The organism is Caballeronia grimmiae (assembly GCF_000698555.1).
Classification (GTDB): domain Bacteria; phylum Pseudomonadota; class Gammaproteobacteria; order Burkholderiales; family Burkholderiaceae; genus Caballeronia; species Caballeronia grimmiae.
The window spans coordinates 1-21,745 of record NZ_JFHE01000024.1 but is presented as its reverse complement, the minus strand read 5'-3'; the positions used below and the strand labels follow the sequence as shown (position 1 = coordinate 21,745).

General features: G+C 59.8%; 20 protein-coding genes and 2 pseudogenes. 11 read left to right on the top strand and 11 right to left on the bottom strand.

The features are described from left to right. Nucleotides 1-42 precede the first annotated feature (42 nt). Together BG57_RS21005 and BG57_RS21000 are read right to left on the bottom strand one after the other, a co-directional pair. Nucleotides 43-1,719 (bottom strand): PRTRC system ParB family protein, encoded by a 1,677-nt coding sequence (locus BG57_RS21005; RefSeq protein ID WP_035967754.1) that lies wholly within the window; start codon nucleotides 1,717-1,719, stop codon nucleotides 43-45. A 178-nt stretch (nucleotides 1,720-1,897) separates the two neighbouring features. After that, entirely contained in the window at nucleotides 1,898-2,401 is a 504-nt protein-coding gene (locus BG57_RS21000; RefSeq protein WP_152562654.1) for a DUF7673 family protein, read from the bottom strand. Between the two features lie 674 nt (nucleotides 2,402-3,075). Between BG57_RS21000 and BG57_RS20990 the strand changes: the two genes are divergently transcribed. After that, the gene (locus tag BG57_RS20990; RefSeq protein ID WP_229754102.1) at nucleotides 3,076-3,474 is read left to right on the top strand and encodes an adenylate kinase; all 399 of its coding nucleotides are present in this window, start codon (nucleotides 3,076-3,078) and stop codon (nucleotides 3,472-3,474) included. A 194-nt stretch (nucleotides 3,475-3,668) separates the two neighbouring features. On the opposite strand, the gene BG57_RS20985 is transcribed toward BG57_RS20990, so the two are convergent. From BG57_RS20985 to BG57_RS20970, 4 genes are all read right to left on the bottom strand, one after another. Next, nucleotides 3,669-4,514 (bottom strand): sugar phosphate isomerase/epimerase family protein, encoded by an 846-nt coding sequence (locus BG57_RS20985; protein WP_035967748.1) that lies wholly within the window; start codon nucleotides 4,512-4,514, stop codon nucleotides 3,669-3,671. A 69-nt stretch (nucleotides 4,515-4,583) separates the two neighbouring features. After that, nucleotides 4,584-5,747, bottom strand: coding sequence for a dihydrodipicolinate synthase family protein (locus tag BG57_RS20980; RefSeq protein ID WP_035967747.1), 1,164 nt, complete (start codon nucleotides 5,745-5,747; stop codon nucleotides 4,584-4,586). A 16-nt stretch (nucleotides 5,748-5,763) separates the two neighbouring features. Continuing rightward, nucleotides 5,764-6,534 (bottom strand): 3-ketoacyl-ACP reductase, encoded by a 771-nt coding sequence (locus BG57_RS20975; RefSeq protein WP_035967746.1) that lies wholly within the window; start codon nucleotides 6,532-6,534, stop codon nucleotides 5,764-5,766. 184 nt (nucleotides 6,535-6,718) lie between these two features. After that, complete coding sequence (locus BG57_RS20970) at nucleotides 6,719-7,399, bottom strand: TetR/AcrR family transcriptional regulator (RefSeq protein ID WP_035967745.1); 681 nt, start codon at nucleotides 7,397-7,399, stop codon at nucleotides 6,719-6,721. Between the two features lie 196 nt (nucleotides 7,400-7,595). Between BG57_RS20970 and BG57_RS20965 the strand changes: the two genes are divergently transcribed. From BG57_RS20965 to BG57_RS20955, 3 genes are all read left to right on the top strand, one after another. After that, entirely contained in the window at nucleotides 7,596-9,104 is a 1,509-nt protein-coding gene (locus BG57_RS20965; RefSeq protein WP_035967743.1) for an acyl CoA:acetate/3-ketoacid CoA transferase, read from the top strand. Between the two features lie 47 nt (nucleotides 9,105-9,151). Continuing rightward, nucleotides 9,152-9,922 (top strand): enoyl-CoA hydratase/isomerase family protein, encoded by a 771-nt coding sequence (locus BG57_RS20960; protein WP_035967742.1) that lies wholly within the window; start codon nucleotides 9,152-9,154, stop codon nucleotides 9,920-9,922. A gap of 71 nt (nucleotides 9,923-9,993) precedes the next feature. After that, entirely contained in the window at nucleotides 9,994-11,295 is a 1,302-nt protein-coding gene (locus tag BG57_RS20955) for an MFS transporter (RefSeq protein WP_035967825.1), read from the top strand. A 368-nt stretch (nucleotides 11,296-11,663) separates the two neighbouring features. On the opposite strand, the gene BG57_RS20950 is transcribed toward BG57_RS20955, so the two are convergent. Beyond that, nucleotides 11,664-12,437 carry an SDR family oxidoreductase gene (locus tag BG57_RS20950; protein ID WP_075583175.1) on the bottom strand — a complete coding sequence of 258 codons (774 nt, stop codon included), beginning with the start codon at nucleotides 12,435-12,437 and terminating at the stop codon, nucleotides 11,664-11,666. Nucleotides 12,438-12,692: 255 nt separating this feature from the next. On the opposite strand from BG57_RS20950, the gene BG57_RS20945 reads away from it, so the two are divergent. Further along, nucleotides 12,693-13,574, top strand: a complete 882-nt coding sequence (locus BG57_RS20945; protein WP_035967823.1) for a LysR family transcriptional regulator — start codon at nucleotides 12,693-12,695, stop codon at nucleotides 13,572-13,574. Nucleotides 13,575-13,689: 115 nt separating this feature from the next. Here the strand turns inward: BG57_RS20945 and BG57_RS20940 are convergent, their stop codons facing one another. Both BG57_RS20940 and BG57_RS20935 read right to left on the bottom strand, forming a co-directional pair. After that, nucleotides 13,690-13,917, bottom strand: a complete 228-nt coding sequence (locus tag BG57_RS20940; RefSeq protein ID WP_035967741.1) for a hypothetical protein — start codon at nucleotides 13,915-13,917, stop codon at nucleotides 13,690-13,692. A gap of 440 nt (nucleotides 13,918-14,357) precedes the next feature. After that, the gene (locus BG57_RS20935) at nucleotides 14,358-14,585 is read right to left on the bottom strand and encodes a hypothetical protein (RefSeq protein WP_035967739.1); all 228 of its coding nucleotides are present in this window, start codon (nucleotides 14,583-14,585) and stop codon (nucleotides 14,358-14,360) included. A gap of 221 nt (nucleotides 14,586-14,806) precedes the next feature. Here BG57_RS20935 and BG57_RS33860 point away from each other — a divergent pair. Beyond that, nucleotides 14,807-15,367 (top strand): annotated as a pseudogene (locus tag BG57_RS33860) (tyrosine-type recombinase/integrase); the annotation flags it as partial. A gap of 128 nt (nucleotides 15,368-15,495) precedes the next feature. Here the strand turns inward: BG57_RS33860 and BG57_RS20930 are convergent. Then, nucleotides 15,496-16,035, bottom strand: a complete 540-nt coding sequence (locus tag BG57_RS20930) for an ureidoglycolate lyase (RefSeq protein ID WP_035967738.1) — start codon at nucleotides 16,033-16,035, stop codon at nucleotides 15,496-15,498. Nucleotides 16,036-16,059: 24 nt separating this feature from the next. After that, entirely contained in the window at nucleotides 16,060-17,229 is a 1,170-nt protein-coding gene (locus tag BG57_RS20925) for a LysR family transcriptional regulator (protein ID WP_229754100.1), read from the bottom strand. Between BG57_RS20925 and BG57_RS20920 the strand changes: the two genes are divergently transcribed. From BG57_RS20920 to BG57_RS32660, 5 genes and pseudogenes are all read left to right on the top strand, one after another. Beyond that, nucleotides 17,185-17,868 carry a DUF2848 domain-containing protein gene (locus BG57_RS20920; RefSeq protein ID WP_052005914.1) on the top strand — a complete coding sequence of 228 codons (684 nt, stop codon included), beginning with the start codon at nucleotides 17,185-17,187 and terminating at the stop codon, nucleotides 17,866-17,868. The two genes, BG57_RS20925 and BG57_RS20920, sit on opposite strands and share 45 nt — an antisense overlap. Nucleotides 17,869-17,873: 5 nt before the next feature. After that, entirely contained in the window at nucleotides 17,874-19,256 is a 1,383-nt protein-coding gene (locus BG57_RS20915; RefSeq protein ID WP_052005921.1) for an amidase, read from the top strand. Between the two features lie 67 nt (nucleotides 19,257-19,323). Next, nucleotides 19,324-20,484 carry a branched-chain amino acid ABC transporter substrate-binding protein gene (locus BG57_RS20910; RefSeq protein WP_052005913.1) on the top strand — a complete coding sequence of 387 codons (1,161 nt, stop codon included), beginning with the start codon at nucleotides 19,324-19,326 and terminating at the stop codon, nucleotides 20,482-20,484. A gap of 126 nt (nucleotides 20,485-20,610) precedes the next feature. Beyond that, entirely contained in the window at nucleotides 20,611-21,561 is a 951-nt protein-coding gene (locus BG57_RS20905) for a branched-chain amino acid ABC transporter permease (RefSeq protein WP_035967736.1), read from the top strand. A gap of 24 nt (nucleotides 21,562-21,585) precedes the next feature. Further along, nucleotides 21,586-21,745 (top strand): annotated as a pseudogene (locus tag BG57_RS32660) (ABC transporter ATP-binding protein); the annotation flags it as partial.

Genomic DNA, 21,745 nt, shown 5'->3' with positions numbered 1-21,745 from the left:
AGAGGATGGGAACTACGGTCGATGCACGGGCGAGCCGCGCGATTAGAACTTGAGCACCTTCGGGATCTTGCCCGTGTAGTCGAAGCCTTCGACCGCCAGAAGCGCGTCGATGACTTCGGACTTGGACTTGCCGAAGACCTTCTTGAAGTTGTCGCCGAGCGCGGCACGAATGCCCAGCTCGTCAGCGACCACCATCATTTCCGACTTCGTGATCAGTTCCAGAAACTCTTTGCAGAGTTTCCAGTGCTTCGCGAGATCGAGGTGATGGTGCTTGCAAAGACGCGTGAGGTGCTGGACGTCGAGGCCTTGAATCGCGGCAACCGTCACGCCCGTAACGGCATGGGCGATTTGTGCGTCGTCGGCAGCGGTGGAAGCCGCAGCCGCTTTCGAGACGTCGCCAGCCGGGATCTGCTCTTGCGTGAGCTTTTCCCAGATGCCGGACAGCGTCTTCTGATCGACGCAGCGCATCTGGTCGGACAGTGCGATCGCAACGAGGTATCGCTGAGCGAGCGCGGGATCGGCTCCTACTTCGCGGCGCAGGGCTGTTCGCCACAACGCCACGCGATACGATTTGATCCTGTCCGATTCAGCCACCACCGTCGCCGGCGGGTTGCTCGTCGTCGACGGTGCGGACGAACCGCCCGCGCCCTTCGCTGCTGCAGGTGACGCTTTCGCGCCCGCCTTGGCTACTTCGGGCTTCGGCTGCGTCGCGGCTTTGACCGCTTGCAGTTGCGCCGCCACCTTCTTCATGTTGCAGACGGTGTCGAAGCACTGGCCGCGATAGACCTTGCCGATCGAGTCGGGCAAACCGCTCACCGCCGCGCCGTAGTTCTGGCACGCGTGACATGCCTTCGCCTGCTCCTCGCCAACGCCCTTCGGGCCGTCGACGGCGAGTTGCACGCGCGTGTGGTTGTCGCCAGCACGCACGATGCGCACGACCGGATATTCGTCGCGCAGGCCAGTGGCCGTCGCTTCGAGCATCTTTTCGGTCTTCTCGTTGTAACAGTTGCGGTTCGTACAGTTTCCCGTACCGATGGACTCTCCGAACATCTCGCCCTGTGTGGACGAGTTGTGCGGGCATCCGGCGCAGTCGGCCTTGTCGAAGATCGCGGCCGCCAACGAACAGGCGACCTGTTCGATGGTTTTCTTGACCTCCGCCACGGCCTTCCCCTCCTTGATGATCACCGGCAGCAGCTTGTCCTGCGTCTCTTTGGGGAGCGCAGCAAGCAACTCGGCGTGACCGAGGAGGATCTGGCGCGTGCTGAGCGCATCGAGCACAGGCGTGCTGCAGTTCATCAGCGCGAGTCGCTTATCCAGCGTCGCACGCGACCAACCGAAGATGCGCGCGACTTCGTCGCGATCGCCCTTGCACAGACCGACTTGCTCGGCTGCCGCAATGGCTTCTTCGGCGGGCGACATATCGGCTCGCTGGATGTTCTCGATGATGGCGAGCTGCCTCGCTTCGACCTCATCGATGTCGCGAACGACGACGGGGATCTCATAGTCCTCGCCGTGCGCCGCGAGCGCCGCCTTGTATCTGCGGCCGCCAGCGACGAGGCTGAAGCCACCGTCGGCGAGCGTGCGCACGATGACAGGCTGAATGACGCCTTTTTCGCGAACGGACGCGGTCAACTCTTCCATCTCCGCCGCATCAAAGTACTTGCGGGGATTGACGCTGACCTGGATTTGCTTGAGGGCGAGAGTAGGTTGCTGTTGCATGGCAGGGCTCCTGAGAGGGGAACCTGCCCCCTTTGGGAGTGGTTCCCAAAGGGTTGAACAACATGAGCTGACGGGAGTCAGCGCGGGGTCGATGCGTCTATGACGCGGGTGATGGAGTAAAGATAGCGGTTTAGATTGCGAGCACGCCGTGCAAAAGCTCACGAATTCATGCTGTCTTTCAAAGCCAGGCGGGTCGCGGCTCGTTTTCGTCTGCATCGAGCGGCTTTCCGCGCGTCCACGCAAGTCGGTGAACCGAGACGAGATCCGCCGCTAGCCGCTCCGAATCGGCCGCAGACAGCGCGAGGCTGATCGAGCGAATCTCGTCGACGCCGACTGCCACCTTTACGACCAAAGTGACGTCGCGATAACCCGGCGCATCGAGCTTGTTTTCGTACTGGCAGGAATGCACGACGTCATCGTCCGGCAGCGGCGTGTGCGCCGGTTCGTCAGCCAGCCCCCATCGTCTGATCATCGCCAGCCAGCGGGCTTCCCCATTGGAAAAGTAGCGATGCACTTCCGTCGCGTGCCGACCGTCCAGCCGCAGCACCTGCATGCAGTGCTCCAACAAATCCTCGTCGAGCCGTCGAAAGTCCGTGAGGCTGAATGGGAAGTCGTCGCCGTTGTAGAGGCCTGCGAGGAACTGAGCAGCGACCCGCGCCTGTCCAGAGCTGCCCTCGGCCACGTCAAGGGAGATAGGCGAGCGAGTCCAGGCTCGCGTCGCGGTCCTGAGCGCGTATCTCGGCCGCTCGCTGCGCGGGGGTCGTCCCGCCCGCCGCTTTTGCGAGAAAGTCGTGAACGGTCTCTTGGAGTGCTTCGGCTAAATGCGTTGGGATGGTGAAGGCGATGGATCGGCTGCTGGGTGTCGGCGAATTACTCATTGCATTTTCGTGGCGTGACGGGCGCTCGAGGCGGCGCCTGTTCGCATGATGCCATGGGTGAAAAAGTGCGCCGGCACAACGCCGGCGCCCAAGACGATCGGCGCATAACCGGGGGGACGCCTAACCGCGAACGGAGCCTATTGGCATTAAGGGCCAAATGATGCGGCGAAACGAACACTCGCACTCGCAATGGCGCAAACACCCCGGGGCGTGGCCGAACGGTCATCAATTCTCGGGTAAAGGGCCGAAAAAAAGGTTCATCGCAGTCCGGGGGACCGTTCGCGATAGGTTTTCCCCGGCCAATGGGAGACGGTCGACAGGCCCCGGCCAATCGTCGACAATCTGAGGCCGACGAACGCTAAGGCCACGGCTCATGAATCTAACAAGAACCGTTGTAATTGGAAATTCGGGTTCGGGGAAGAGTTGGATGTCGCAGCGACTCGCAGTTCTTACAGGGGGCAACTGGATCGATCTAGACGTGTTCAACTGGGAGCCTAGTGGCTACGGTGTTGCTCGGGAACGGGAAGACGTCATCTCGATGGCGCGTAATGCGGCTCGTGATCAACGGTGGGTGATCGAAGGAATCTACGGCTGGATCGTGTCTAACATTCTGCCAAGCGCGACCGCATTGGTTTGGATCACCCTCGACGAGTCTGAATGCGTTGCGAATATTCACCGACGCGGCATACGCGGCGGAGCGACTCCCCAGTCGTTTGCCGAACTGCTTACTTGGGCGCAAACATATCGATCCCGCACCGGCTCGAGTTCGTATGCAGCACATGAGGCGCTATTCACCTCTTTTCCGTTGGACAAGATGTCGCTCCGAAGTCGGGGCGACGTTACCTTATTCTCGGAAGGAAAGTTTCCCGCGCTGTAGGGCTATCGCTCGTTCGAACGCGAAGGCTGAGACCGGCCACTAGGAGACGCTCGCCAGAGGGTATCAGCGGACGTTCGCGCGACCGGTCATATCCTGGCAAGAGCCATTCGGGCCATCCTTGGGTTGGCCGCAAGCTTCGTTCAAGAGCATGCCGTGCGAATTCGAGAAGGCTAGACATGTTGCTGGCTCGACTCTCAGCAGACCGATTGCAATCGCTCCGCGCATGTCTGCAAGACGAGGTCGGGCGGCAGGTTCCACCAGTTGTCGCGCGAAAATATCTCGACTTCGACCATACCGGCATAGCCCGCATTCTCGACGCTCTGCCGAAAGCGCTTTAAGTCGATCACGCCATCCCCCATCATGCCGCGGTCGAGTAACAAATCGGTCGTCGGAGCCAGCCAATCGGAAACGTGATAAGCGAGAATGCGATTTTCATTGCCGATCGAAGTGAGCGCACCTTCCAACTGCGGGTCCCACCAGCAGTGGTAGACGTCGACCGCGAAACCGAGGAAACCGTCGTTATGCGGATCAAGCTCGCGCGCGATAGCTTGCGCCTGATCGATCGTGTTGACGACCGATCTTTCGCCCGCGTACATCGGATGGAGTGGCTCAATGGCTAATGGAACGGCGAGATTGCGGGCTTCTTGCAGCAAGGCGGCGATGCCGTCCTGGACCTGCATGCGCGCGGCTGATAGGTCGCGGCTACCTTCAGGCAGACCACCCACGACCATCACGAAACATTTAGCACCCAGTTCCGCCGCGTCGTTGAGCGCCCGAACGTTTGACTGAACGTTGGCCAGACGCTGCTCTCGTGTCGAAGCAGGGAAGTAAGTTGACCGACAGTACCCGGTGACCTTCAGGTCGAGCGCACGAATCTGCTTGGCGATCTTGCTGACGTCGGCGGCTTCGACTTCATGACGCCAAGGGGCCAATCCGCCAAACCCTGCCTTGGCGATCCGATCGATCGACACGTCGATCGGTTCGCGATGTCCGAGCGTGGCGGTGTTGATCGAGCAACGGGTAAGCTGCAGAGAATCCATGTCGCCAGTCCAGCCTTCGTTGAGGTTTGCTGATCTGAGAGAAAGCCGCCGAGCAGGCGGCTCCTGCCTTTATTCCGCGCATCCGAGGGTGGTCATGACCGCCCGCATACGGTTGACGGCCAACTCAGGATCTCTGAGCAGGTGCGCCTGATCGGCGAGTCGGAAGACCTCGGCCAAATAGGCGGGCGGCCTCATGCCGTGATGTCCACCCAACATGAAGAAGTGCGGCTGGAACCCGTTCAGGTAGGCGAGCAACACGACCCCTGTCTTGTAATACTGCGTCGGGGCACGAAAGATGTGACGCGACAACGGCACGGTTGGCGCGAGCAGCTCGTCGTAATGAGCCAGATCGTCTGCGGCGAGCGCGGCCAGCGCCTGCGACGCTGCAGGCGCGATCGCATCGAAAATGCCAAGCAGCGCGTGGGAGTAACCCAGCTCGTCGCCCGCAATCAGAACCGGATAGTTGAAGTCGTCGCCGGTATACATCTTCACGGACTGAGGAAGGCGACGGCGGAAGGCAATTTCCTTCGCATCATCCAGCAAGGAAATCTTGATGCCATCGACCTTCGCTTCGTTCGCGGCGATGACTTCGAGGCAGACCTTCGCCGCGTTTTCGAAGTCGGCGTGGCCCCAGTAACCGGCCAGCTCGGGGTCGAACGCCTCGCCCAGCCAGTGGAGGATGACAGGCTTGTCGCACGCCGACAGGACTTCCCGATAGACATGAATGTAGTCTTTTGCATCCTTGGCCACGCGCGCGAGGGCGCGGCTCGCCATCAAAATGATCTGACCGCCCGCGCGTTGGACGCTCGCGATTTGGGTCAGGTAGGCCTTGATCACATCCTCGCACGAGCGCCCGTCGCTCACCGGCACGTGATCGGTGCCGCAACCTGAGGCGATCAGCGCGCCAGGAATGTCGCGCGTTTCGTTCATCGTGCGGACAATAAGCTCTTTCGCTGAGTCCCATGACAGGCCCATGCCGCGTTGTGCAGTATCCATCGCCTCCGCGATCCCCAAACCTTGCTCAAGAAGATAACGGCGATATTCGATGGTCCGGTCCCAGTCAATCGCGCATGGCTGGCCGAGTTCGCCGCTACGCAGCGGATCGGCCACCACGTGTGCCGCAGAATAGGCGATGCGGTTAAACGGTGCCGCAGGCTTGACGACTTGCAGCGGGGTGCCAGTCAGACGGTAGTCAACGAGTGCGCCGTCCAGGGTGGGAAGCTTGATTTGCATGGCTTGAATCTCGAAATCAGTATTTAGAAACAAGAAGACCGCCATCGACCCGGATCGCTTGACCAACGCTGAACGGTAGGCCACCCGTTGCCAGCGTACGCACGGTAAGTGCGACTTCGTTGGGTGTTCCCCATCGCTTGATGGCGGTCAACCCGTTCTCCATCAGCGCGTCGTAACGCGCCTTCGACGGCGCAGTCATTTCAGTTTCGATCAGGCCCGGCTGCACTTCGAATACGCTGACCCCAAATTCAGCTAGCCGCAAACTGAACAGAGTGGTGGCCATCGACAGACCCGCCTTCGAGACGCAGTACTCGCTGCGCTGAGGCGACGCCGCGACGGCGTTGGATGAGGAAATTGTGATGATCGAGCGATTGACGGCTGACTGAGGTGCTTGAGCGGCACGCCGACCAAACGCTTGCATTAGGAAGAACGTGCCTCGCGTGTTGACGTTCACGCACCGGTCATAGCTTTCCGGTGTGACGTCCAGAACATCACCGCGCGACATGACGGATACGCCAGCGTTATTGACCAGACAGGTGACGGGACCGAGCGCCTCTTCCACCGCCTGAAACAGCGCGTCGTGGTGCGCAATGTCGGCGAGATTCGATGTACTCGCTACGCACCTTACGCCAATGCGTTCGATGTCGGCGCGCGTGGCCACCAGCTCTTCTGATGTCTCGACGTCGGTGATGGCGACGTCGAATCCTGCGTTGGCAAGTTCGAGCGCGATTGCGCGACCGATGCCGCGACGAGCGCCCGTAACCAGTGCGATTTGGCGTTGATCCATGTGTCATCTCCTGCATGGCTTTCTCTGACATGTCATCTTACGGGTTGCCAACCACGCCGTAGTAACGATCCAGTTCGTTATTTAATACTGGTCGTTGGTTGCTGTCAAAAACGGGTTTTCCCTAACAACTGGGAAAACCCTGTGCGCTGAAGCCGAAGGGGAAAGTGAGGAGATGTCGCCGCAATTAACGCGAGCGCAAAAGGCTAAAAATCGTTTCGAGGTTGAAGTCCAGGCGTTTCTGGAGGGCGTCCTTCGAAACGAAATCGAAGCCGAAGATAACCTCGCCGGTGAAGCGATTCGTCAGGTAATAGTAGCCCAGCGCGGCGATAGTCAGGTGCAACTGGCTTGCATCGATGCCGGCTTTGAAGTCGCCCGACGCCACCCCGCGATCAAGGATCTGCTGCAGCATGTTGGCGAAGCCACGATGCAGTTCGATGAAACGTCTCGATTTTTTGACATGCCGCGCCCGGTGCAGGTTTTCGCTGTTCACCAGAGACATGAACTCGGGGTTCTTCAGGTAGTAGTTCCACGTGAACGTCACATACGTCTGAATGGCCTCGACTGGCGGAAGATGGTCCAGGCCAAGCGCTCTTTCTTCGGTCCGGATATCCGTCCACATTTCTTCAAGGACCGTCTGGAACAGTTCTTCCTTCCCCTTGAAGTATTCGTAGATCATCCGCTTATTGACGCCGGCTTTCTCGGCGATCGTCTCGATACGCGCGCCGCCCAAGCCCACCTTAGCGAACTCTGCTTTGGCTGCGGCGAGGATCTTGGCCTGCGTCTGAATCGGATCACGCAGCCGCTTGGCACGCGCGGGCTTTTGAGCGACGCGCGCCTCTTCGCTCGGTTCGACTGTGGTCTGCATATCGATGGGTCAAATCCAAAGTTAAACGGTAACTGACAACGCCTGCACCTTGCAATCACGCAGGTGCTTCCGACCCCTTCGTCATCGTAAACCCGATTTCGGGTCTTTCTCTCTTGAACGTCGCGTTTCCCTATCCTACTATGCGTTGCAAGTAACGATACGGTTCGATACCAAGAGGATCAACATAGGAGTTGATGTGAACAAGTGGACCAATGCAGAGGCAGTTGCAGATCTGATCTTTGACGGTGCGACGATCGCGATAACCGGCTCAGGCGGCGGGCTGCTTGAGCCGGACGCCATCCTCGCGGCGATTGAAGGGCGATTTCTGGAAACGGGTCATCCCCGCAATCTGACGGTCGTTCACGCGCTCGGCGTCGGTGATGGTCAAGGCAGTGGCCTCGGACGGCTGGCCCACGCTGGGTTGGTCAAGCGCGTGATCGGCGGCCACTGGGTATGGTCCTCGGCGATGCAGAAGCTGGCTCATGACGGCGAGATCGAAGGCTACAGCTTTCCCGGTGGCGTCATTGCAACTCTGTTTCGGGAGATCGGCGCCGGTCGGCCGGGCGTGATCACGCGGGTTGGTCTGAGAACCTTCGTCGATCCGCGTCTGGATGGCGGCAAACTGAATGCCGCGACGACCGAAGATCTAGTTGAACTGATAGAGATCGACGGTAAGGAGTATCTCCGTTTCAAGCCACTCAAGATCGACTTTTCGATCGTGATGGCGTCCAGCGCGGACGATAGGGGCAATCTTTCGACTCGACACGAACCGGCAGACCTCGATATTTACGCTGTCGCCTTGGCAGCGCACAACAGCGGCGGGAAGGTCATCGCGCAGGTCAAATCACGACCGCGCTCCCACGTGCCCGCCCGCTTGGTGCGTGTACCCGGCGTCATGGTCGACTTCACCGTCGAGATTCCAGCTCAACGTCAGTGCCAGATCAGTGAATACGACGCAACGTTGAGCGGCGAAAAGCTCGGCGAGGTGCCTGACATTGAGATGCCCGATGGCATGCGCCTCATCGTGGCCGAGCGCGCTGCTCAAGAGCTTGGCTCGAATCAATCCGTGAACTTTGGCTTCGGTTTTCCGGGCGCCATCCCGGCGGTTCTGGCCACCCAAGGTCGCGGCGACGAGTACTGGGGTTCCGTTGAACAGGGTATTCACCGCGGCGCGATGCTTGATGGCGCGATGTTCGGTACGGCGCGTAACGCCGACGCCATCATGCCGAGCGTCGATCAGTTCGACTGGTATAGCGGCGGTGGAATCGACGTGACGTTCCTCGGCATGGGCGAGTTCGACGAAGAGGGCAATGTGAACGTTTCGAAGCTCGGTTCGACCGTAGTCGGTCCGGGCGGATTCATGGACATCGCGCAAGGCGCGAAAAAGCTGGTCTTCTGCGGGGCGTTCGAGGCCAAGGGTTTGCGCGTGGATCGCAAAGGCGACGCGCTTGAAATTCTCTCGCCGGGATCGGTGCCGAAGGCCGTCAAAAAGGTGCGACACGTAACGTTCAGTGGCGTGCAGGCGCGTTTGGACAGCAAGGAAGTTTTCTACATCACGGAGCGCGCGGTATTCCGACTTGATGCGCTCGGCGTGTGCCTCGTCGAAGTGGCCAAGGGCCTCGACATGCACCGCGACGTGCTCTCGCGTATGGAATTCACGCCGCTTATTGATGAGCGCCTGCTCGAAAACGCCCCGGCTCACTAAGCCCGATTAACTGCCCCTCATTCGATTCTCAGAAGAAGAGGTTCTTCATGTCTGACAGTGACATTCTTTACGAAGCAAACGGTAGCATCGCCACGATCACGCTGAACCGAGTCTCGCGTCACAACGCGCTGACGTTGGAAATGCTGGATAACATCGATCGCGCCGTGGCAGACGTCGAGCGCAACGATGAAATCCGCGTGCTAAAGATCGAAACCAACAGTCCGCGTTTCTTTTGCAGCGGCGCAGATATCAACGAGTGGGCCGATATTGATCCGCAAAAGATGGGCACCCGGTTTATCCGGGAAGGAAACCGTGTCTTCCGTCGAATCGCGGAACTTGACAAACCGACGATCGCTGTTCTTTCTGCCAGTGCGCTCGGTGGCGGATTCGAACTCGCGCTCACGTGCGATCTGCGCTACGCAAACACACAGGCCAAGGTTGGCTTTCCCGAAGCATCGGTGGGCGCCATCCCCGGATGGATGGGATGCGCGCGGCTTTCCGAACTAGTCGGCGCAACGCGCACGCGCGAGTTGATCCTTCTCGGTGAACCAATCTCCGCCGAAACCGCTGTCGCTTGGGGGGTGATCAATGAAGCCGTCGAAGCTGAGCACCTACGCAGCCGCGTCGATGCTGTCTGCAAGACGCTTATCAAACGATCAAGGACGTCTCTGTCGGTTGGCAAACGCCTCGTTCGCATGATGGAGACGGGCCAGCACGACTACGCGCACGAACTCGCCGCGTCGGTATGCAAAGCGTCGCCCGATGCAATCGAAGGCGTCGCCGCATTCCGCGAAAAACGCCATGCATCTTTCCGTTGAAACTCAGCTTAACCACGCAGTCATGTAAGCCGCATCAGCGGATCAAGCACCTCAGGAGACAGGAGTCGATCATGGACCGTACAGCTATCCGGTGGCGCATCTGCGCGCTGCTTTTCTTCGCAACCACGATTAATTACCTGGACCGCCAGGTGCTGGGCCTGCTTAAACCCGAGCTTGCCGTCACGTTCAACTGGACTGAAACGCAATACAGCTACATCGTCATGGTGTTCACGGCCTGCTACGCAATCGGCATGGTCCTGTCCGGCAAAATCGTTGATAAGTTCGGCGTCAAGATCGGGTATGGCGTGTGTGTTCTGGTTTGGAGTATCGCCGCCTGCGGGCACGCGCTCGTGCGCAGCACGCTGGGCTTTGGCGCTATGCGCGCCCTTCTTGGCATTTCCGAATCGGGCAGCTTCCCGTGCGCAGTGAAGAGCGTGTCGGAGTGGTTCCCGCGCAAAGAGCAGGCACTTGCAGTCGGTATCCTGACTTCGGGCACCAGTATCGGTGCGGTGGCAGCACCGGCCACCGTGCCGTGGCTAGCCGCAACGTATGGCTGGGAGGCTGCATTCTTCGTCACCGGCATGACCGGCTTCGTTTGGCTGGCCTTTTGGTACTTCATGTATCAGGTGCCGGCAAAGCACGTGAAGGTCAACGAGGCCGAGCTCAATTACATTGGCGAGGATTCGGCTCCTGCTCCCGCGACTCAAAAGGTAAGCTGGTTCACGTTGCTCAAGCTGCGTCCGACATGGGCCTTCTTCGCCGGTAAGCTGCTGACCGACCCAATCTGGTGGTTCATGCTCTTCTGGCTGCCGTCATATTTCAACTCCCGCTTTCACCTCGATCTGAAGAATCTCGGGCTTCCGCTCGTGATCGTGTATGTCGCGACTTCGATTGGTAGCATTGGCGGCGGTTTTATCTCCTCCAAGCTGATTCAGCGCGGCTGGTCAGTGACGAAGGCGCGACAAACCACCATGCTCGTCTTCGCTTTCCTGGTGATGCCGATCGCTTTCTCGCCGTTCATCGAAAACATGTGGGCGATGGTTGGTCTTCTGAGCTTGGCAGCCGCCTCGCACCAAGCATGGTCCGCTAACCTCTTCACGACCGCGTCTGACATGTTCCCGAAGGCAGCAGTCGGTTCCGTTGTCGGAATTGGTGGGTTGGCCGGCGCGTTGGGCGCGACGCTGTTCCCGTTGGTCGTTGGCGCGGTGCTAGATCATTTCAATACGCTCGGTCAAATCAACGTCGGTTACAACGTCCTGTTCGTTGTCTGTGGGTCCGCCTATCTCGTCGCATGGGTTGCGATGGCTACAATCCGGAAGGCAAGTAAAGTTGTCGATATCGCCGAGATAACTCCAAGCCGAGTCAACAGTTAACCCGATTTCGGGGACGATCTAGCGATTCATCGGTGAGCTGTCGTTTGCCAGACTTTCGTACCGGCACCGCCTGAACGCTGTCAGTCGGCGTTCTCGGTCTTCCGCTCGAGGGCTTCCGTCGATTTAAGCAATGGACGCAATAGAGCGACGCCGAACCCCCGGTTTGTGAGACAAGGCCGCGGATGAGAACTGAGCACGACAACACTCTTTCAAGGCCGACATTAAGTCAGTAGCGTTTGGCGATCAAGTAGGCGGTCAGGCCGGGCGGCGCTGCTTGCTGTCGGAGCGACGAGCCCGTCTAAGGCTCTTCGCTCTACCGCGTGAGCGGAGGACCTGCTGAGAAGGTCCTGGCCACTTGCACGCTTTGCTCAAGAAACACTTGGCACGAGGTTTTCACCACCAGAAACCTCGATCACGGTTCCGGTCACGTACGGATTCGTCATGAGGAACAACGCCGCATGGCCGATGTCCTCAGTCTTACCCGCGCGCCGCGACGGGAATGTTTCCTCCACTTTCTTGCGCAGAGCGTCGCGGTGTTCAAGAGGCAGGAAGCTCCACATGTCGGTGTCGATGAAGCCCGGCCGGATCGTATTCACTCGAATCGGGGCGAGCTCTAGAGCCAGTGAACCAGACAGCGCTTCCACAGCAGCAAATGTCGAAGTAACGGCCGCGAAACCGAGCTTCGGCCGGACGGCCATGCCGCCCGTCAGGAAAGTAAGAGTGCCACCGGTATTGATACGCGGGGCGCCGTGACGAGCGCACGCCCAGGTGCCGAGGAACTTGCCCTCCACGTAGCTGCGCACCCCACGCATGTCGGCGTCCATAAACGCACCCCATGTGCCGAGGTCCGGCGCCGCAGTAATAATCAAGTGATCCAGCGAGCCGATCGTTTGGAACGCCGTTTCAACCGCCGACTCATCGCGCATATCCAACTCGACTTGCAGGAAATCTTGCAGATCCGGACGCTCCTCGATCGAGGCGGCGCGGCGGCTGGCGACGACTACCGTCGCGCCAGCCGCATGCGCGGCACGTGCCACACCCAAACCAATGCCCGTCTTGCCACCTACGACGACAACCTTCCGTCCTGTCATGCTTAACGACGGCGCTTTTGTTGCTGCTTGCTGTTCGCTTGCTTGAAACATAACTTCTCCTTGACTCGATAAACAGGTGATTGAACCCGCAACGACGTTACCTACCGAGCGGTTAGGTCGCCCGGCAAGTCACAATCGCTCGCTGAGCGCAGTCAATCTCAACGGCAGTGCTGCAATGGTAATTGAGCCGCTTTTCCGCGATAATTAGGCTAAATTTCATAAGACTTATTCTTTCAAAGAATAAGTCAGCCGCAGTCATCGGCGTGTTAAAGGCGCCCGCGTACATTGAACGATGAACAGGTAGAGATGGATCGCTTTCAGGAACTGGCCGCCTTCGTGGCAGTTGTAGAGGCCGGCGGCTTTTCGGCCGCGGCCAGACGGACTGGAGATTCGCAATCGGCCATCAGCAAATCCGTGAGTGCGCTCGAAAGGCGTCTTAGCGTCCAATTGCTCAATCGGAGCACGCGAAGCGTCACGCTGACCGATCAAGGTCGAAGATACTACGAGCGCACGAAGCCGCTCCTTGAAGAGATGGCGCAGGCGGACGGTGAGCTGATGAGCAGCACGCACGAACTCTCTGGACTTGTCAGGATCGCGACGCCGGCCACGTTTGGCCGGCTGCACGTGTTGCCACTCGTTCCGCAATTGCTTACGGTCCATCCGAAGCTGCAGCTCGATCTAAAACTCGTTGACTCCGTGCAAGACCTGCTTGTGGAAGGCATCGATTTAGCAATCAGAGTCAGCCCTTTCCACAGTCCCGACGCTGTCGTCAAGCGCGTGGCAAACACTTCGCTGGTGTGCGCGGGATCCCGCGTCTATTTCGAGCAACATGGGAGGCCGGAGGTGCCAGAAGATCTGGTGAATCACAACTGTCTCATCTTCAATGGAATGGAAAACTGGACTTTTAGCGGACCGCGCGGCAGTTTTAATGTGCCAGTCAGCGGGAACCTTTCGTCTAACACCGTTGAAACCATCTTATCCGCCGTCCAGGCAGGCGTTGGCATTGGGATGTTTTTTCGAGCCTCTTTGTCTGGCGAGTGGCGTGACGCAGACATAGTCACCGTTCTTGACGATTTCATCAGTGAAACTCGAGACGTTAGCCTAATTTGGCCGAATCGAAAGTTCATCTCCGCGCGAGTACGACAGGTGACTGATTTCTTCGCACTGCGGCTGGCTGAGCGCCTCTGAGCATCAAGGAGTGGGACCGCGCGCCATAGTCAGTGAACCAATCGCTGTGTTCGAGTCGGGCAAGCGGGCCCGCGGCAAGGCCATCAATACCACGCGGGCACGACTTGCTGCCGGTCTAGTTGGCGATCCACGTGCAGATCATCAGCGAGAGGCCGGCGAGCACCGCGAAGGTCAGGTTATGCACGATCGCGATGCAGGCTGTGCGCGTGTCGTGCGGAAACAGCTCCGCGACGAACGCGGGCATCGCGCCCTGGAATACCATCACGCAGGCGGTGAGGCCGGTGATGCAGAGCACGTACATGCCGACCGTGGGCTGCGCGACCATCAGATGGAACGCCGGCATCGTGAGGGCGACCGTCAGCAGGCGGGATAAGCGCGAGCCGTCCCACGCGATCCGACAGTGCGCCGAACACGGGCGGCAGGAAGATCTGCGCGACCGAGCATTGCATAAGAAGGCGCGCAAGCGATGACGAGCGTGCTGAGCGCCGGAACCCAGATGGTCCGCATCATCGCGGACTTGCGGCCGTGCTGGTCTGCGTATCCGCCGATCACGACCGCGCCGAGCGGCCGGATGAAGTAGCTGATGGCGAAGGTCGCGCCGGTCGAGCATCGATGTGTAGGCGTCGCCCGTCGGGAAGAACGCCTTCGTGAGGATGGCGGCGATAAAGCCGTAGATGAAGAGGTCGTAGAACTCGACATGTTGCCGACTAGCGCCGAGGCCGGAATGCGCCCTCACTTGCCGCGCTGCTCGCGGTTGAGAGTCAGGTCGTGTGACATGGCGTTTTACATGGTCGATGCGACGTGCGCAAGTTGACGCGATCCGCGATACGAAAGCTGAACGGGCCGGTCAGATGTCGTGTAGGTAGTCGGGAGGGCGTCGATTTCGCCGAGCGCGCACAGCTCGTCGATGTGGACTTTCTCGTCGAACGAGCCCATGTTGTGCGCGTTGAGTCCGCAGCCCACGGTGGGCACGCCGTGCATGCGGTAGTGCCGCGCGTCCGATGTGCCCACGCGCCTGTTGACGACCGGCGCGATGCCGAGCCGCGCCGCGCAATTGCGGCGGAGCGCGCTGCACTTTCTGGTGGTCGGGCGAGGTCAGTTTGGCTCGTACAGCCGCGTGATCTCGACGCTAACGCCTTCGTGCCGCGCAACGATCGCGTTGATGCGCGCCTCGATCTGCGCGACGCTCACGCCGAGGCGAGAACGTTAGGCCCGCGCCTTTGGAAAACTTACAGAAGCCTCCGTTGAAGCTTCTTGAGATCTGGGCTATTCGAGAAAGACTCCAGCTCTCGTCCGTCGCTCCCAAGTTTGCTCTATTCGACTTGGCAATCGACAGTAAGCTCCGTGCCTGCGGTCTGACGCGACTGGAGGTTCAAGACATCTGTATCGCAGGGCATGTTGTCGCTCGCGCGACTTTCATTCAGCAGGAAACCGGTCGACCGGTGCAGGTTGAAATGACGGCGCAGGCCCGTCAGAGATTTCAGCCTGGATTTCGGCCCGAGGTTAAAGCCAGCCGACTACCTGTTACCAAGTCGGCTGCACGCTTCAGCTCATGTGTCGACGCGGCGGTATGCGCGCATCGTTCATCGCTGTGTCGCGTCAGTCCGCCTCGACGACAGCGAGTACGGCACGTACACAATGCGACGAACGAAAGCCTCCTTTATTTATCGTCGCACCAAGAACCTGCGGGTGGTTCCGCTGCTGTTATCCACACGACGATTGGGAGTAAGGTGCGTTGCCTCGGGATCGAGGTCGACGACGCGCTTGAGATGGCTGTGAAAACGGAGGTCTAAATGCAGCGGCCGGCGAGCGTGCTCTTGTCGGCCAATCTCGGACTGTGGGAATGATAAAGCCAAGCCATTTAAGTAGCCATTTAATTGTAGCGTCGGCCTATTCAAAGAGGTGCAAAACATTCAGAGGTTCACGATGCCACCGCTTGATGCAACGAGAAGGCGTCAATGTGACAAAGGACCGTTTCGACTGGTAAGCGCGCGTCGCGCAAGCTGGTGGCAAGATCTCGTGTGGTCGATGCGCGCGTCAGCATGAGACATGCTGTTTCCCCCTTGCGGACACGTGTTGCATGCCATGTGCGCGCGTACATGCAAAGGCCTTGTCCCTGTTTGATCTCGAATGCCCGAAGTGTCCTCAGGTTCGGGTTTCCTTCATCATCGGAAGTCGCGAGTATCTGGATGATGGAACCGGTCAGTGGAACCACCGCCTGCTGCGTCAGATGGTGCGCCTCGAGCGTCGAAACCGACAACGGTTGCTCTCGGTACACCACCCATAGGATCTCGGCGGCGGTATCGCCGGTCTCGAAGAGCTGCGCGCGCCAGAAGTCGGACTGGGGACTCAGGAAGGTCGAGGGATCATCCGCGCGCGGCGGAGTTCCAAGCATGACGCCATAAGGCGCACAGGCAGTCGCATCGAGTTTCTCAATGGTGATGGCAGGAGATGTCGTCATGGGATTACCAAGTGGGGCGCAGTCTCAAGCGCGGGTGAAGGGTTCGTCGCCGATCGCGCCGTTATCGATTGCGGGTATCGACGCGTATCGCGGGCCGTGCAGAAGCGCATAGTCGAGCATGACGGAGCGGGCAAGACGTGCGATCGATTCGGGAAGAAGACTGTCGGGACTTCGACGGTATGACACGAACAGCGGAAGGTCAGGCACGCGATGCGCGACCTGCAGCACGCTCAACTGACCGCCTTCGATCTCGCTCAACACGAATGCAGCGGGGACCGCGCCAATGCCGAAACCATCGAGGACGAGGCGGCTGATCGCAGCCGCAGACGACAGACAGTTGATCTGCACCTCGTTCTCGCTGGCCGACGAAAAAAGCTCGACCAGATAAGCATGCGGCTGCGAGTGCCGCGGGAAACTGACGATCTGGAAAGTCGCCAGTTCGGCTTCGGACAGCGTCTCGGCTGAGATGCCCAGTCGGGGGCTCGCGACCCAGCACATCGGGAGGCTTCCGAGCATGATATTGCCCAAGTCCGCGCTGTTGATGGACGTGCTCAACAACGCGGCATCGAGATGGCCATTGCCGATCAGCGCCGAGAGACTTGCGGACGTGTCGCTCGTTAGTTCGAGCGTCAGTTTCGGATACTCCTCGCGAATCCGTTTCAGCAGGTCGGGAAGCCACGTATGCACGACCGATTCGATCGCGCCCAGCCTCAGCATGCCGCCGATTTTCTTTCTGTCACCCACGCTATCTGCCATTTCGCGCGTGATCTTGACGATCTGCTCCGCGAAAGGCAGCGCCTTGCTGCCTTCCTGCGTCAAGGTAATGTCGCGCGGGCCACGGTCGAACAGTTTCACGCCCAGTTCGAGTTCAAGCGCGGATATGCGGCTCGAAATAGCCGCCTGAGTCGCATGCATTCGCTCGGCTGTCAGACGAAAACTGCGCAAGCGCGCCAGCCAGACAAAAGACTCAAGGAATCGGACGTTCATGGTTCTTCCGTCGATCGACACCGTGTTGGAGGCTTCAGTGTAATCGCTTCGATGCTTCGTCCGGAGCAAGAAAAATTTAGTCAATCCATTAACTTTTAATTGTTGGACAATGCCAGGGCCGCGCGGAAACATGAGCACGTCGATACTCTGTTTGAACACACCATGTCTTCGCTTCAATTCGTCATCAACAACGACCTGCCAGTCCACTTCGATCCAGCACGCCTCGTGATTGCAGGATGGGCCGGGCGAAACGTCGAGGAAGTCGAGCGGCACATCGCCGAACTCGCCGCGATCGGCGTGAAAAGGCCCTCCACCGTCCCGTGCTTCTACGAGTTGTCTCCAGCGTTGCTGACGTCTCGTGAGACTATCGACGTCGTGGGCGACCACTCATCGGGTGAGGTCGAGGCGGTGCTGCTGCTGCATCCGGAACATGGGATGCTGGTTGGAATCGGCTCGGATCACACTGATCGCAAGGCCGAGGGCTACGATGTCGCCATTTCCAAACAAGTGTGTGCGAAGCCTATGGGCCCGCGCCTCTGGCGCTACGACGACGTTGTGCCGCACTGGGACCAGCTTGTTGCGCGTAGCTGGCTTATCGACGATCAGGCGCGCCGAACGCTGTATCAGGAAGGGCCGCTTTCACGACTGCTACATGCAGAGCAGCTGCTCGATGACGTAAGCGCTGCTTCTGCGATTGCACCCTATACCGTTATCTTTTGCGGCACGCAGGCGTTGCTCGGTCCGCTGGAACCTGCGCACCTGTTTGAGATCGAGTTGCACGATCCGGTGCTCGATCGCACTCTCGCACATCGTTACCGCGTCAATGCCCTGTTGCATGTGGAGTGAGCGTCATGCCGACCCTACGTGAGCTTCAGCAACGGATGCGTGAGCGTGAGATTTCGGCCGGCAGCCTGCTCGACGATTCGCTTCATTCCATACAACGCGACGCGCAAGAGGATGGCGCCATCTACGTGAGCGTCGATCAGCCGGCGGCCAGGCAGGCGGCCGACACCTGCGATGCATTGCGGATACGGGACTACGTGCCTTCGGCGCTCGCCGGTTTGCCGGTTTCCGTGAAAGATCTCTTTGACGTGAAAGGGCAAGTGACATCGGCGGGATCGCGCGTGTTGCGCGATGCACCGTCCGCATCCCGCGACAGCGTAGCGATCTCGCGGTTGCGCGACGCGGGCGCCGTGTTCGTGGGCCGCACGAACATGAGCGAATTCGCCTATTCTGGTCTGGGCGTCAATCCACACTACGGCACTCCGCACAATCCGCACGACCGCACGCGTGTCGTCGGTGGATCAAGTTCGGGGGCCGCCGTGTCTGTAGCACGCGGGCACGCGGCCTGGGGGCTCGGCACGGATACGGGCGGATCTTTGCGCATTCCTGCCGCGTTCTGCGGGCTGACCGCGTTCAAGCCGACCGCGCGCAGGGTGCCGCTCGACGGCGTGATTCCGCTCGCCGCCGCGTTCGATTCGGTCGGCGCGATCGCAGCCAGTGTTGATTGCTGCGTGATCGCGGACGGCATTCTGTCCGCGCAACAGTTGAACTCCGCTCCTCGCGCACTCGGCAAACTGCGTCTCGGCGTGGACTATCGGCATGTCGTTGACGAAAGCGACGATGACGTACGCCGCGCCTTCGACCGCGCCATAGGACTGCTTCGAGAAGCGGGTGTAACCATCGTCCCCTTCGATTTTCCGGAACTCGATGAAGCACTGGCGCACGCGCCACAACCCGGCATCACGGCCGCGCAAGCCTGGTCCTGGCACAGGCGTCATGTCGAAGAAAGTGCGCATCTGTATGACCCGCGCGTGCTGACAAGGCTGGAAAAAGGCAGAAGCATTCTTGCGGCAGATTACATCGATCTCATCGGTGTGCGCGAGCGTTTCGTCGCGGCGGCACGACGAAGGCTGTCGGCGTTCGATGCGTGGCTCATGCCGACGGTCGCATGTGTGCCACCGCTCATGGCGCCGCTCGAAAGCGACGACGAAGCATTCTTCGCAGCGAATGCGGCCGTTCTCCGCAATCCGAGCATCGTGAATCTCATGGACGGCTGCGCGCTCACGACGCCTTGTCATAGTAAGGGAGAATTGCCCGTGGGACTGTCGATCGTCGGCAGTTCGCTCGCAGATGCGAAGGTGCTTTCCATCGGTCGCAGCGTTGAAGCGCTTCTTCGTGAGAACGGCGGGGTGCCGCAAGGTTTTCTTATCGGCAGCAGCAAGAATTTGTAGTTGGACAGTGATTTTCGGCCACCGAAAACTGGAAGAACCTGCCAACTCATAATTAGGGAACCCGACCATGAACAACATCGAACCTTCTCTGGTGACTCGCCATGCATCCCTCGTCATTGCTCTGTGTGCCGTCGCGGCTTCGGCGCCGGTGCGGGCTGCGTCCGATGCAGTCGTCGTGATCGGACACGCGGCGCCGCTCACCGGTCAGCTCGCCAACATCGGCAAGGACAGCGAGAATGCCGCGCGCATGGCGATTGAGGATGTTAACGCACGGCATCTCATGATCGGTGGCAGGCCAGTTACGCTTCGACTGGACTCGCAGGACGACGCGGCCGATCCTCGCACCGGCACGCAAGTGGCTCAAAAACTTGTGGACGACGGCGTTGTGGCGGTCGTGGGAAATATCAATTCGGGCGTGTCCATTCCTGCTTCGCGTATCTTTAGCGAGGCGGGCGTAGTGCAGATATCGCCTGCGTCGACGAATCCGGCTTATACGCAGCAGGGCTACAAGACGACCTATCGTCTGGTGGCGACCGATGCGATGCAAGGCCCCGCCCTCGCGCGTTATGCGATGGGTTCGATGCACGCGAAGCGCATTGCAGTCGTCGACGATTCGACCGCCTACGGACAAGGCCTCGCGGAGCAGTTTGCCAAATCGGTGACCGCGGGCGGCGGCGTGATCGTGGCGCATGAAGCCACCAATGACAAGGCCTCGGACTTCCGCGCCATTCTGACGAAATTAAAAGGATTGAAGCCTGACGCCATCATGTATGGCGGGTCGGACGCGACGGCCGGCCCTCTCGTCAAGCAAGCCGCGAATCTCGGGGTCGGCGCGCGGATTCTCGCGGGCGATGGCGCTTGCACCGACAAGATGAACGCGCTCGCGGGCGACGCAATTCGCAATCTCGTCTGCTCCGAAGCGGGATTGCCGCTCGCGCGCATGCCCCGCGGTGCGGATTTCGAGAAGCGCTACGTCGAGCGCTTCAAGACGCCCATCAACGCGTACGCACCCTTCGCCTACGATGCGGTCTATGTAATCGTCGACGCAATGAAGCGCGCGGATTCGACCGATAAGGCGAAGATTCTCGCAGCCATGCCGGCGACGAAGTACGACGGCGTCACGGGAAACATATCGTTCGATCCGCATGGCGATCTGACCCGCGCGGCGATCACCGTCTATCAATTCAAGAACGACAAGAAAATCGTCGCAGACGTCATTCACGATTGATTCTCGCGATGCCGCTGTAGGGCGAGTCGTCCGCCGCGGCCTCCGCTTCCGCCTCCACCTTTCGAGCATTCGTCGCGGCCTGCACGAGGTGCATGCCGCGAAGTTTCGCACCGCATTTCGGACATTATGGACATTTTCATCCAGCAGATCCTCAACGGTCTGGTGCTTGGCAGCGTCTACGCCATCATCGCACTGGGCTATACGATGGTGTACGGGATTCTCGGCATCATCAACTTCGCGCACGGCGACGTGCTGATGGTGGGGGCAATGGTCGCCTTGTCGGCCGTCGGCGTGATGCAGAATCACTTTCCCGGCTTGCCCGGACCGATCATGCTGACCATTGCGCTTATCGTTGCCACATGCGTGTGCGCGGTGGTGGGTTATACGATCGAGCGCGTCGCTTACCGGCCGCTGCGCAAGGCGCCGCGTCTCGCGCCGCTGATCACCGCCATCGGCGTGTCGATTCTGCTGCAGACCATCGCGATGATGATCTGGGGCCGTAATCCGCTGGCGTTCCCGCAGCTCCTGCCGACCGACCCGATCAACCTGATCGCCGCCGACGAAACCCGTCCGGGCGCCGTGACCTCGATGACCGAAATCGTGATCATCGTCGTCGCATTCCTCGTGATGGGCGGACTGCTCCTTCTCGTGCACAAGACCAAGCTCGGCCGGGCAATGCGCGCCATTGCCGAGAATCCGGGCGTCGCGTCGCTCATGGGCGTGAACCCGAACTTCGTGATTTCCGCGACCTTCATGATCGGCTCGGCGTTAGCTGCCTTGGCCGGCGTGATGATCGCGTTGGAATACGGCAACGCGCACTTCTACATGGGCTTCATTCCCGGCCTGAAGGCGTTCACGGCGGCGGTGCTCGGCGGTATCGGCAACCTCGGCGGCGCGATGGTCGGCGGTGTGTTGCTGGGTCTCATCGAACAGTTGGGCGCCGGCTATATCGGCAACCTGACGGGCGGCGTCTTCGGGTCGAACTACCAGGACGTGTTCGCCTTCATCGTGCTGATCATCGTGCTCGTGTTCCGTCCGTCGGGTCTGCTCGGCGAACGTGTCGCGGACCGCGCTTAAACCTCGTGTGAGGAGCTCAGAAAAATGACTTCGATTCAACCGATTGAGCCGTCCACGACGCTCATCCCGGAGAAGAACATGACGAAAACGCTCGTCGTGGGCATTCTCACCGCCGTGTTCGTCATTGCCGCGCCGATGGTCATCGGCGCCGCGGGCGGCAACTACTGGGTCCGCGTGCTCGACT